This window comes from Variovorax nitratireducens (assembly GCF_051216545.1).
Lineage (GTDB): Bacteria > Pseudomonadota > Gammaproteobacteria > Burkholderiales > Burkholderiaceae_C > Variovorax.
The window spans coordinates 700,960-713,053 of record NZ_JBPJZO010000002.1 but is presented as its reverse complement, the minus strand read 5'-3'; the positions used below and the strand labels follow the sequence as shown (position 1 = coordinate 713,053).

9 protein-coding genes are annotated in these 12,094 nt (G+C 68.3%); 7 read left to right on the top strand and 2 right to left on the bottom strand.

The features are described 5' to 3' along the window. The first annotated feature begins 36 nt into the window (after positions 1-36). The 7 genes from ACSFA8_RS08665 to ACSFA8_RS08635 all read left to right on the top strand — a co-directional run bounded on the left by ACSFA8_RS08665 (position 37) and on the right by ACSFA8_RS08635 (position 9,883). Positions 37-1,530 (top strand): MFS transporter, encoded by a 1,494-nt coding sequence (locus ACSFA8_RS08665; protein ID WP_435479076.1) that lies wholly within the window; start codon positions 37-39, stop codon positions 1,528-1,530. 86 nt (positions 1,531-1,616) lie between these two features. Further along, positions 1,617-2,756, top strand: coding sequence for an ABC transporter substrate-binding protein (locus tag ACSFA8_RS08660; protein ID WP_435479075.1), 1,140 nt, complete (start codon positions 1,617-1,619; stop codon positions 2,754-2,756). A gap of 54 nt (positions 2,757-2,810) precedes the next feature. After that, complete coding sequence (locus ACSFA8_RS08655; protein ID WP_435479074.1) at positions 2,811-3,578, top strand: class II glutamine amidotransferase; 768 nt, start codon at positions 2,811-2,813, stop codon at positions 3,576-3,578. A gap of 1 nt (position 3,579) precedes the next feature. After that, a complete protein-coding gene (locus tag ACSFA8_RS08650) occupies positions 3,580-5,853 on the top strand; it encodes a xanthine dehydrogenase family protein molybdopterin-binding subunit (protein ID WP_435479217.1) in 2,274 nt (757 codons plus the stop codon). A gap of 14 nt (positions 5,854-5,867) precedes the next feature. Next, positions 5,868-6,317, top strand: a complete 450-nt coding sequence (locus ACSFA8_RS08645; RefSeq protein WP_435479073.1) for a (2Fe-2S)-binding protein — start codon at positions 5,868-5,870, stop codon at positions 6,315-6,317. Between the two features lie 102 nt (positions 6,318-6,419). Beyond that, a complete protein-coding gene (locus ACSFA8_RS08640; protein ID WP_435479072.1) occupies positions 6,420-8,627 on the top strand; it encodes a TonB-dependent receptor in 2,208 nt (735 codons plus the stop codon). Further along, a complete protein-coding gene (locus ACSFA8_RS08635; RefSeq protein ID WP_435479071.1) occupies positions 8,627-9,883 on the top strand; it encodes a PepSY-associated TM helix domain-containing protein in 1,257 nt (418 codons plus the stop codon). The genes ACSFA8_RS08640 and ACSFA8_RS08635 overlap by 1 nt, the downstream gene beginning before the upstream one ends. Here the strand turns inward: ACSFA8_RS08635 and gshB are convergent. Further along, a complete protein-coding gene (gene gshB, locus ACSFA8_RS08630) occupies positions 9,849-10,796 on the bottom strand; it encodes a glutathione synthase (RefSeq protein ID WP_435479070.1) in 948 nt (315 codons plus the stop codon). The two genes, ACSFA8_RS08635 and gshB, sit on opposite strands and share 35 nt — an antisense overlap. Then, positions 10,793-12,037: a benzoate/H(+) symporter BenE family transporter gene (locus ACSFA8_RS08625; RefSeq protein ID WP_435479069.1), complete on the bottom strand. Its 1,245-nt coding sequence runs from the start codon at positions 12,035-12,037 to the stop codon at positions 10,793-10,795. The genes gshB and ACSFA8_RS08625 overlap by 4 nt, the downstream gene beginning before the upstream one ends. Positions 12,038-12,094: the final 57 nt, after the last annotated feature.

The window sequence follows — 12,094 nt, the reverse complement described above, 5'->3', positions numbered from 1 at the left end:
GTAGGACGGCCCACCGCAGTTGGCTGCCCTCTCCCCATGACCGACCCCGCTGCCACTCCTCCCGCCTCGCCCCGTGCCGGTTCGGCGCAACTCCATGTGCTGCGCGAGCGCTACGGCGAGCGCTACCGCTGGCTGCTGCTGTTGTCGGTGATGGTTGGCACGATGGCCTCGATCATGTCGTCGACCATCGTCAACGTGGCGATTCCCGACATGAGCCAGCATTTCGCGCTCGGCCAGGAGCGCGCGCAATGGGTCAGCTCAGGCTTCATGGTGGCGATGACGGTCTCGATGCTCACCACGCCGTGGCTGCTCGGACGGTACGGCTACCGGCGCACCTATGCCGGCACGATGCTGCTCCTGCTGGCCGGTGGCGTGGCCGGCGGCCTGTCCAACAACTTCTCGCTGGTGCTGCTCGCGCGCGTGGCCGAGGGGCTGGCGGCGGGCGTGGTGCAGCCGATTCCGGCCATCATCATCCTGCGCGCCTTCGAGCCGCACGAGCAGGGCCGCGCCAGCGGCATCTTCGGCATGGGCGTGGTGCTGGCGCCGGCCATCGGCCCCAGCATCGGCGGCGTGCTCGTCGACCTGTTCGGCTGGCGCTCGATCTTCTTCATGGTGGTGCCGTTCTGCCTGGCCTCGCTCTGGCTGGCGTACAAGTTCGTGCCGACCACGGCACCGGGCGGCGTCGCCGCGGCGCGCGAGGGCGGGCTCGACTGGCGCGGCCTGCTGCTCGGCACCGTCGGCACGCTTTGCCTGCTGAACGGGCTGGTCGAATTGCGCGGCGACGTGCCGTTGCAGGCCGGGCTGCTGCTCGCCGGCGCGCTGGCTTCGCTGGCCGTGTTCGTGTGGTGGCAAAAGCGGCTGGAGACTGGCGGCGGCACACCGTTGATGAACATGGCGCTGTTCGGCTACCGCCAGTTTGCGATGGGCAGCATCGTGGCCTTCATCTACGGCACCGCGCTGTTCGGCTCCACCTACCTGCTGCCGGTCTACATGCAGGTGGCGCTGCACCTGTCGGCCTCCCACGTGGGCACCATCATGCTGCCCGCCGGCATCGTGCTGGCCTTCACCATCGCGGGCGTCGGGCGGCTCGCCGACCGGCAGCCGACCTGGATGCTGGTCAGCACCGGGCTGGCGCTGCTTGCGCTTTCGTTCGCGCTGATGCTGGTGCTGCACCTGAAGAGCCCGATCTGGCTGCTGGTCGCATTCGCCGTCATTGGCCGCATCGGGCTGGGTTTCATCCTGCCCTCGCTCAACCTCGGCGCGATGCGGCCACTGGCCAGGCCGCTGATTCCGCAAGGCGCCAGTGCCATCAGTTTCGTGCGCATGCTCGGCGGCGCGGCGGGCGTGAGCCTGTGCGCCATCGTGCTGGAATGGCGCCTGGCGGCCCACGGCGACTCGCTCGCCAACCCGCTGACGAGCGCCGCACGGCTGGCAGCCTTCAACGAGGTTTTTCTGATGCTGGCCGCGCTGTGCGCCATTGCCATCTGCGCGGCCTGGCAATTGCGCCAACCCGGAAGGACTTCACAGTGAATAGGGTAATCCCTTAGTGGAATGCCTGGGCCATTCGTTTCCAATTGTTAATACCTGTTAACAAATTCGACGGATTGGGCTCTTTCATGCAACGCAGAAGTTTTTTCGCCTCCACTGCGGTCTTCGCCACAGGCCTTGCGCGGCTGTCGTCCGTGCACGCCGCCGAAGCGGGGGTGAGCGACAGCGAAATCCTGCTCGGCAGCTCGGCCGTCCTGAGCGGGCCGCTCGGCTCGCAGATCAAGGTTCTCCACAACGGCGCCTCGCTGGCCTTCGATGCTGCCAACGAACAAGGCGGCGTGGGTGGGCGCAAGATCAAGCTGGTGGCGCTGGACGACGAGTTGAAGCCCGAGAAAGCGGTGGAAAACTACGGCAAGCTGCTGAACGACCATCGCGTGTTCGCATTCTTCGGCTGCGTCGGCTCGGGCACCACGGCTGCTGCAGCGAAGCTGCTGCAGCAAAGCGGCGCCCCCAGCGTCGGCGGCTACGGCGTGGGCGACGGCGCGCGCGAACGCGTTGCGGGTTCGGCCTACTTCGTGCGCGCCAGTAACGCACGCGAGGCGCAGGCCCTGGTCGAGCACCTGACGACCGTGAGCGTGAACAAGATCGCGATCGCCCACCTGGACAATCCCGGCGGCCTCGAGGCGGTGAAGCTGATCGAGGCGGCCATGGCCACCCACAAGCTGACGCCCACCGCGGTGGTAGCGGTGAAGTCAGACGGCTCAACCTCCGCCGCCGCCGGCAAGACGCTCGCCGACAGCCAGCCCCAAGCCGTTCTGATGTACCTGGCCGGCACGGTGACCGGCGAGGTGATCAAGGCCATGTACGCCGCCGGCAGCAAACCGATGTTCTATGGCATGTCGGTCGTCTCGGGCGAGGTCACGGCCAAGGTCGTGCCGCTGCAGGCGGGCGGGCTGGCCATCTCGCAGGTCACGCCCTACCCCTGGGGCGAAGTGGAAGCCGTGACGCGCGACTACCGCCGCCTGGCGGAACGCGCACAGGTGCCGGTGGGCTACGGCAGCTTCGAGGGCTACCTGAACGGGCTGGTGATGATCGAGGCGATCAAGCGCACCGGCCGCGACCTGACGCGCGCGCGCCTGCATGCGACGCTGCGCGCGCTCAGGTTGCGCCTGGCCGGCATGGACATCGATTTCTCGACCGGAAACACCACCGGTTCGCGCTTCATCGAAATGGTGCGCGTCACGCCCGAAGGCCGCTTCGTACGCTGAGCGGGCCGGGGGTGGGTTCGCCGCGGCAGTCGGCGCTCGCGCTTTAATAGCGCCATGTGCCAACTGCTCGGAATGAACTGCAACACGCCCACGGACGTGACCTTCAGCTTTGCCGGCTTCGCCCAGCGCGGCGGCCGCACCGACCATCACGCCGATGGCTGGGGCATCGCCTTCTTCGAAGACCGCGGGCTGCGCCATTTCGTCGACCACCAGCCGGCCTGCGAGTCGCCGGTGGCCGAGCTGATCCGGCGCTACCCGATCAAGAGCCGCAACGTTGTCGCCCACATCCGCAAGGCCACGCAAGGCCAGGTCAACCTGCAGAACTGCCACCCGTTCGTGCGCGAGCTGTGGGGCCGCTACTGGGTGTTTGCGCACAACGGCGACCTGAAAGACTTTCGGCCGCGGCTGCATGGCAACTTCCATCCGGTCGGCAACACCGACAGCGAGCATGCCTTCTGCTGGCTCATGCAGGAGCTGGCCAAGTCGCATGCGGGCGTGCCGAGCATCGAGGAGCTGACGCTCACGCTGCGCGAACTGGCACCGCAGATCGCGAAGCACGGCACCTTCAACTTCATGCTTTCGAACGGCCAGGCGCTCTGGGCCCATGCATCGACCCACCTTTGCTACATCGAACGGCAGCATCCCTTCGTGCTGGCGCACCTGGCCGACGAAGACCTTGCCATCGACTTCGCGAAACACACCACGCCGAACGACCGCGTCGCGATGGTGGTGACCACGCCGCTGACCACTAACGAGACCTGGACGCCATTTGGCGCGGGCGAACTGAAGGTGTTCGTCAATGGCCGCGCGGTCGGGGCCTGACATGGTGAAGCGGCGGTATTTCCTGCTCGGCGGCGCGGCTGCCGCAGGTGCGCTGGCGGTCGGCTGGTCGGTGCTGCCGCCGGATTCGCGCCTGATGCCGGCCACGCCCGCACCGCTGGCGCCGGGGCAGGTCGCGCTCAACGGGTGGGTGCGGATCGGCGCAGACAACACGGTTGCGGTGACGATGACGCAGGCCGAGATGGGCCAGGGCACGCACACGGGCCTGGCCATGCTGCTGGCCGAGGAGATCGATGCCGACTGGTCGCAGATCCGGCTGGCGCCCGCCTCGATCGACAAGATCTACAACAACGCGACCGCACTGGTCGACGGGCTGCCCTTCCACCCCGACGACGAGGGGAACGTCAAGCGGGCGGTGGGCTGGCTCGCCAGCAAGGCGGCACGCAAGATCCCGGGGCTGATCGTCACGGGCGGCTCCACCAGCATCAAGGATCAGTGGCTGCCGATGCGCGAGGCCGGCGCGTCGGCGCGCGCCATGCTCATCGCAGCGGCGGCCGACAGCTGGAAAGTGCCTGCCGCCGAATGTCGCGCCGAGGCCGGGCGCGTGCTGCACGGCTCGGGCAGGAGCGCGAGCTTCGGCGAGCTGGCGGTGCGCGCCGCGCAGATGCCGTTGCCCGAACAACCGAAGCTCAAGGATCCGGCGCAGTTCAAGCTGGTGGGCCAGCCGGTGCGCCGCTTCGAGAATGCCGGCAAGCTGGACGGCAGCGCCCAGTTCGGCATGGACGTACGCCTGCCCGGCATGCTCTATGCGACCGTCGCGATGTGCCCGGTGATCGGCGGCACGCTGGCAAGCTTCGATGCGCAGGCGGCCATGGCATTGCCCGGCGTGCGCAAGGTGGTGCCGGTCGCGGGCGGCATGGGCGGCGCCCCGGCGGTGGCGGTGATTGCCGACACGCCCTGGCATGCGATGCAGGCGCTGCGCCAGGTCAAGATCGTGTGGGACGGGGGCGCCGCCACCGGCTTGTCGAGCCGCGTGGACATCGACCGGCTCGCGCAGACGCTCAATTCCGCGCAGGGCGGCACCTACCAGTCGGCCGGCGATGCGGTCGCAGCGCTCCAGGGCGCAGCCAAACGCATCGGCGCCGAATACCGCGCGCCCTTTCTCGCGCACGCCACCATGGAGCCGATGAACTGCACCGTGCAATTCAAGGACGGGGCGGCGACGGTCTGGGTGCCGACGCAGGCGCCCGGCATCGCGCGCATCGGTGCGGCCAGGGCGCTGGGCATCGACAGCGACCGCGTGCAGGTGAACGTGACCTGCCTGGGCGGCGGCTTCGGCCGGCGCGCGGAGGCCGATTTCGTCGCGCAGGCTGCAGCCATCGCGGGCGCAGCCGATGGCGTGCCGGTGCAAACCTTCTGGTCGCGTGAAGAAGACATGCGCCACGACTTCTACCGGCCCGCCTGCGTGGCGCGCTTCGAGGCCGGCTTCGACGCGCAGGGCCAGCTAGTGGCCTGGCATGCGCGCTCGGCCGGCCAGGCGATCACGCACCAACTGGTCGGACGCGTGCTGGGCAGCGCTGGCCTGGGGCCGGACAAGACAACGGCAGAAGGCAGCTTCGACACCGCCTATGCGTTCCCCAACGTGCGCGTGGCGCACGAGGTGGTCGAGAGCCCGGTGCCGGTGGGGTTCTGGCGCTCGGTCGGACATTCGCACCAGGCCTTTTTCACCGAGAGCTTCATCGACGAGGCCGCCGCCGCGGCGGGCAAGGATCCGCTGGCCTTTCGGCTCGCCCTGCTCGCGCACAAGCCAGATCACCAGCGCGTGCTGCAGCGCGTGGCCGCGCTGTCGGGCTGGGCCCAGCCGCTGGCACCAGCGCCCGATGGCGCGAAGAAGGCACGCGGACTGGCGCTGCACCGCAGCTTCGGCAGCACGGTGGCACAGGTGGCCGAGGTGTCGGTGGGGCCGGACAAGGCGATCCGCGTGCACCGCGTGGTGTGCGTGATCGACTGCGGCTTTGCGGTCAACCCGAACCTGGTGCGGCAGCAGATGGAAAGCGGCATCGTGTTCGGCCTGTCGGCCGCGCTGCACGGCGAGATCACGATCGAGCAGGGCCGCGTGGTGCAGGGCAACTTCCACGACTACGCGCCGCTGCGCATGCAAGATTGCCCTGCGATCGAAACCGACATCATCCCGAGCACCGCGCACCCCGAAGGGGTGGGCGAGCCCGGCACGCCGCCGATCGCGCCGGCGGTGGCCAATGCGCTGTTCACCCTCACCGGCCAGCGCCTGCGCACGCTTCCACTCAAACTCGCCTGACTGGATCCCGATTCATGACCACGCTCAAGATCAACGGCCAGGCCGTCGAGGTGAAGGCCGAGCCCGACACCCCGCTGCTGTGGGTGCTGCGCGGCGAGCTCGGCCTGAACGGCACGAAGTTCGGCTGCGGCATGGCGCTGTGCGGCGCCTGCACCGTGCACCTCGACGGCGAACAGGCGCGCAGCTGCGTCACGCCGGTTTCGGCCGCGGCCGGCAAGGACATCACCACGATCGAAGGACTGGCCGGCCGCGAAGCCGACGCGTTGCGCGCCGCCTGGACGGAGGTCGACGTGGTGCAGTGCGGCTATTGCCAAAGCGGGCAGCTCATGAGCGCCTGTGCGCTGCTGCGGAAAATTCCGAAGCCCAGCGACGCCGAGATCGACCAGGCCATGAGCGGCAACATCTGCCGCTGCGGCACCTACCCGCGCATCCGCGTGGCGATCCACAAGGCAGCAGGCGTCTGACGCGCCAGCGTCCGGCGTGGATCTGACGCAACAACGCATCACCGCCAGGCGTTGATCGTTTAATAATAACGGTTCTCATTTGCATTCGTATCTGTAACCGTCATGCCCGCTCCCTCCTTTCGCCTTCGGCCGCACGTGATCGCCACGCTGCTGGCCCTTTCTTCCCTCGCGGCCCAGGCGCAAGACGCTGTCGCGGTGCCGCCGGCCGGCACGCTGGCCACGATCAACGTGGAGGCCAGCGCCGACGCCTCGGCCGAGGGCCTGACCAAGCCGTTCGCGGGCGGTCAGGTGGCGCGCGGCGGGCGGGTCGGCATCCTGGGCAACCAGGACATCATGAGCACGCCGTTCTCCAGCACCAGCTACACCAACGAACTGATCCAGGATCAGCAGGCGAAGAGCGTGGCCGACGTGCTGCTGAACGATCCGTCGGTGCGGCAGGCGCGCGGCTTCGGCAACTTTCAGGAGCTGTACGTGGTGCGCGGCTTCCCCGTGTACTCGGACGACGTGGCCTACAACGGCCTCTACGGCATGCTGCCGCGCCAGTACATCGCGTCGGAATTCTTCGAGCGCGTCGAGGTGTTCCGCGGTGCCAACACGTTCCTGAACGGCGCGGCGCCCTTCGGCAGCGGCATCGGCGGCTCGATCAACCTGTTGCCCAAGCGCGCACCCAACGAGCCGTTGACGCGCCTCGGCTTCGGTGCGCAAACCGGCGGCCAGGGCTATGTGAACGCCGACATCGCGCGCCGCTTCGGGCCCGACGACAGCACCGGCATCCGCGTCAACGCAGTGCGACGCGACGGCGGCACCGGCGTCAGCGGCGAGAAGCAGGAACTGGGCGCGCTCGGCGTCGGCTTCGACTGGCGCAACCGCAACGTGCGGGTGTCGGCCGACGTCGGCTACCAGGACTACGAACTGCGCGAAGGCCGCCCGAGCGTGACGCCTTCCGCCACGCTGCCGATTCCTTCGGCGCCCGACGCCAAGGCGAATTTCGCGCAGCCCTGGACGTATTCCAAGGAGCGCGACAAGTTCGCGACACTGCGCGGCGAGGTCGACATCACCGACAACATCACCGCCTGGGCGGCCGGCGGCCTGCGCCGCAGCACCGAGGACAACGTGCTGTCGAACCCGACCCTCACCAACGCCTTCGGCGCCACCAGCAACACGCGCTTCAGCAACACGCGCGAAGACAAGGTCGACACCGGCGAGATCGGCATCCGCGGCAAGTTCCAGACCGGTCCGGTCGGCCACACGGTGGTGGCGTCGGCCACCACCTTCAGCAACGACCGCTTCAACGCCTATGCGATCTCGTCGGGCAGCGTGCGCAACAACATCTACCTGCCGTATGCATCGCTCTATCCGATCGCAAACGGCACCGGCGGGTTCGTCGGCAACGCGCTGAGCGACCCCGGGCTCACCGACAGGATCAAGACCTCCAGCGTCGCCGTGGCAGACACCATGTCGTTCCTGCAAGACCGCGTGCTGCTCACCGTCGGCGCGCGGCGCCAGACCATCGAGCAGACCAGCTTCGCCTACAACACGGGCAGGGAAACCAGCAGCTACGACAAGAGCCGCACCACGCCGGTGGCGGGCCTGGTGTTCAAGATCACGCCAGCCGTCTCGGTCTACGGCAGCTACATCGAAGGGCTGGTGAAGGGCAGCGTCGCGGGCACCACAGTGAACAACCGGCCGGTCACCAACGCCAGCGAAGTGTTCGCGCCCTACCAGGCCAGGCAGAAGGAAGTCGGCGTCAAGTACGACGGCGGCTCGATCGGCGCCAGCGCCGCGTTCTTCAGGACCAGCCAGCCGCAGTACTTCTACCAGGGCCAGACCTACGGCCTGAACGGCGAGCAACGCAACCGCGGTCTCGAGTTCTCGGTCTACGGCGAGGCGGTCAAGGGCCTGCGTCTTCTGGGCGGCCTGACCCTGCTCGACGCCGAACAGCGCCGCACGCAAGGCGGCGCGACCGACGGCAACGATGTGATCGGCGTGCCGAAGCAGCAGTTCAACCTCGGTGCCGAATGGGATGTGCCGGGCGTGCGCGGCCTTGCGCTCAACGCGCGCGTGGTGCAAACCGGCAAGCAGTACGCCAACGCGACCAACACGCAGCAGGTGCCGGCCTGGACGCGATTCGATCTGGGCGCGCGCTACCTGGTCGACATCGGCAACGGCCGCGCACTGACGATCCGCGCGCGCATCGACAACCTGTTCAACAAGTCGTACTGGGCATCGGTCGGCGGCACCCAGGGCTCCAACTACCTGATGATGGGCGCGCCGCGCACATTTGCCTTGAGCGGCACCATCGATTTCTGATGCGAGGTTTCTGGACGGTCGTGCACCGCTGGCTCGGCTTGGCGGTCGCGTTGTTCCTGATCGTCTCGGGGCTCACGGGCGCCGTGATTTCGTGGGATCACGAGATCGACGGCTGGCTCAACAGCGAGTTGTACGACACGCCGTCGCGCGGCCCGTTCCGCGATCCGCTCGAGTTGGCGGCGGCCGTGGAGGCGCACGATCCGCGCGCGCGGGTCGCCTACCTGCCGCTCGGCTTCGAAGAAGGGCACGCCGCCGGCTACTTCGTGCAGCCGCGCACCGATCCGGCCACCGGCAAGCCCTACAAGCTCGGCTACAACCAGGTGTTCGTCGACCCGGTCAGCGCCGAAGTGCGCGGCCGGCGCGACTCGACTGCGATCTCGCTCAAGCCCGAGACGCTGATGCCGTTCCTGCGCAAGCTGCACTACACGCTGCACGTGCCGGCGATGTGGGGCAACGACCGCGTCGGCTGGTGGATCATGGGCAGCGTGGCGCTGGTCTGGCTGATCGACAGTTTCGTGGCGATCTACCTCACGATGCCGCGTCGGCAGCGTCGGGCCGCGCACCCCGAACACCGCACGCCACCCGTCTGGTGGGAACGCTGGAAGCCGTCGTGGGCCGTGCGCTGGCGCGCCGGCGGCTACAAGCTCAACTTCGACCTGCACCGCGCGGGCGGGCTGTGGATCTGGCCGCTGATCATCGTAATCGCCTTCACCTCGTTCTCGCTGAACCTCAACAAGGAAGTGTTCTACCCGGTGCTGTCGCTGGTGTCGAAGACCACGCCGGGGCCGTCGGCGCTGGTGCCGCTGGCACCGCTCGGCACGCGTATCGAGCCCACGCTGGGTTTCCGCGAAACCATCGCGCTGGCCGACGCGGAGGCGCGGCGTCGCGGCTGGACGACACCCTTCGGCGGCATCTTCTACAACGCGCGCGGCGGCTTCTACAACGTGTCGTTCTTCGACCATGCCACGCACGACGACAGCGACGGCATGGGCCTGTCGAACCTCTACATCGACGGCCGCGACGGCCACCTGATCAGCAGCAACCAGCCGTGGCACGGCACCGCGGCCGACGTCTTCGCGCAGTTGCAGTTGCCGCTGCACGGCGGCCGCATCCTGGGTTTGCCGGGCCGCATCCTGATGTCGCTGATGGGCCTGATGGTGGCGATGCTGTCGGTCACCGGCATCGTGATCTGGGCGCGCAAGCTGCGCGCGCGGCGCGGGGTCAGGCCACCAGATCCGCCTCCAGCGCATCGATGAAGCGCTTCGGCACATCGAAACCGGTCTGGTCGGTGATTTCCTGGAAGCAGGTCGGGCTGGTGACGTTGATCTCGGTGACGTAGTCGCCGATCACGTCGAGGCCGATCAACAGCAGCCCGCGCGGCGCGAGCGTGCGGCCCACGGCTTCCGCGATCTCGCGGTTTCGGGCCGTGAGCGGCTGCGCCACGCCCTTGCCGCCGGCCGCGAGGTTGCCGCGCACTTCGGTGCCTTGCGGAATGCGCGCCAGCACGAACGGCACCGGCTCGCCCGCGATGATCAGGATGCGCTTGTCGCCGGCCGCGATCTCGGGCACGAAGCGCTGCACCATGATGGTCTCGGCGCCGTCCTTGTTGAGCGTCTCGGTGATCGAGCCGAGGTTCAGCGCGTCTTCGCGCACGCGGAAGATGCCCATGCCGCCCATGCCGTCGAGCGGCTTCAGGATGATGTCCTTGTGCTCGGCGTGGAAGGCGCGCACCGCGGCCGGGTCGCGCGTCACCAGCGTCGGGCTGGTGAACTGCTGGAACTCCATCACCGCGAGCTTTTCCGGATGCTCGCGCAACGACGCCGGCTTGTTGAACACCCTGGCGCCCTCGCGCTCGGCCTGGCCGAGCAGGTGCGTCGCGTAGATGTATTCGGCGTCGAATGGCGGATCCTTGCGCATCAGGATCGCGTCGAAGCCGTGCAGCGGCGCGCTGCGGCGCGGCGTCTCGGTGAACCAGTCGTCCTTGTGCCCGGTGAGTGTGATGTCGCGCACCGTGGCCGTCACCGGCTGGCCGGTCTGCCAGCCCATGTCGCGCGGCTCGCAGGCCGAGATGCTGTGGCCACGGCGCTGCGCCTCGCGCATCATCGAGAAGGTGGTGTCCTTGTAGACCTTGAATTGCTCGAGCGGGTCGGCAACGAAGAGGATGTTCACGGGGTTGTCTTTCCGGTAGCCGCTTGGGCTTCTTGTCTGATCTTGCCCGCAGGCGCGATGTCCTTGCCGGGCGCGGCCTTTCGTCCGAGTTGCTGTACGGCCAGCGCCACGGCCCCGGCCACCACGCCCCAGAAGGCCGAGCCGATGCCGGCCAGCGTCACGCCCGAGAGCGTAACCAGGAAGGTGATGAGCGCGGCTTCGCGGTGCGACTCGTCGCGCACCGCCGCGGCGAGCCCGCCGCCGATGGTGCCAAGCAACGCGAGTCCGGCGATGGCCGCGACCAGCTCTTTGGGAAACGCCGTCAGCAAGCCCGTGACGGCCGCGCCGAACAAGCCGATGACGACATAGATCGCACCGCAGCTCACGGCCGCGGTGTAGCGCCGCGCCGGATCGTCGTGCGCCTCGCGCCCCATGCAGATCGCGGCCGTGATGGCGCTGAGGTTGAGGGCAAACGCGCCGAACGGCGCGAGCACCAGCGTGGCCAGCCCGCTGATCGTGATGAGCTTGCTGACCGGCAGGTCGTACCCGGCCGCGCGGATCGCCGCCACGCCGGGCAGGTTCTGCGAGGCCATGGTCACCACGAACAAGGGCAGCGCCAGGCTCACGGCGGCCTGCCAGGTGAAGACCGGCATCGTGAACACCGGCATCGCCAGATGAAAGTGCACGCCGCCCCAGGCCAGCTCGCCGCGCACCGCGACAAACGCGATCGCGGCCAGCAAGGTGAGCGGCACCGCATAGCGCGGCATGAAGCGCCTGGCCAGCAGGTAGGTGGCCAGCATCAGCAGCACCAGCGGCAGCGCGGTCTGCGCCGCAATGAAAGCCTGCAGGCCGAAGCGCGCGAGCACGCCGGCCAGCAGTGCGGAGGCGATCGCCATCGGAATCCGGTTCATGACGCGCTCGAACCAGCCGGTGGCGCCGGCGATGGTGATCAGCACCGCGCAGACGATGAAGGCCCCGACCGCTTCGCCCATGCTGTAGCCGGCGCCCGCGACCGCAAGCACCGCGGCACCCGGCGTGCTCCACGCGATCATCACCGGCTTGCGCCACCACAGCGATGGCAGTGCCGAGGCGAGCCCCATGCCGAGGCCCAATGCCCACATCCATGAACTGATGAGTTCCGGCGTGGCACCGAACGACAGTGCAGCCTGGAACACGATGGCGACCGAACTGGTGAAGCCCACCAGCACCGCGACAAAGCCCGCGGTGAAAGCCGACAGGCTCAGATCCTTGAAAAAACGCATCGCGCGATTGTGCCCGCGCGATCCGAACCACGTTGGCGGCAAGGCACATGTCTTGCA

Excerpts from the sequence above, each read along its gene's own strand:
- ACSFA8_RS08650 (WP_435479217.1), top strand. The coding sequence starts at position 3,580 with ATGGTGAAGCGGCGGTATTTCCTGCTCGGCGGCGCGGCTGCCGCAGGT.
- ACSFA8_RS08640 (WP_435479072.1), top strand. The coding sequence starts at position 6,420 with ATGCCCGCTCCCTCCTTTCGCCTTCGGCCGCACGTGATCGCCACGCTG.
- ACSFA8_RS08625 (WP_435479069.1), bottom strand. The coding sequence starts at position 12,037 with ATGCGTTTTTTCAAGGATCTGAGCCTGTCGGCTTTCACCGCGGGCTTT.
- ACSFA8_RS08645 (WP_435479073.1), top strand. The coding sequence starts at position 5,868 with ATGACCACGCTCAAGATCAACGGCCAGGCCGTCGAGGTGAAGGCCGAG.
- ACSFA8_RS08660 (WP_435479075.1), top strand. The coding sequence starts at position 1,617 with ATGCAACGCAGAAGTTTTTTCGCCTCCACTGCGGTCTTCGCCACAGGC.
- ACSFA8_RS08665 (WP_435479076.1), top strand. The coding sequence starts at position 37 with ATGACCGACCCCGCTGCCACTCCTCCCGCCTCGCCCCGTGCCGGTTCG.
- ACSFA8_RS08635 (WP_435479071.1), top strand. The coding sequence starts at position 8,627 with ATGCGAGGTTTCTGGACGGTCGTGCACCGCTGGCTCGGCTTGGCGGTC.
- ACSFA8_RS08655 (WP_435479074.1), top strand. The coding sequence starts at position 2,811 with ATGTGCCAACTGCTCGGAATGAACTGCAACACGCCCACGGACGTGACC.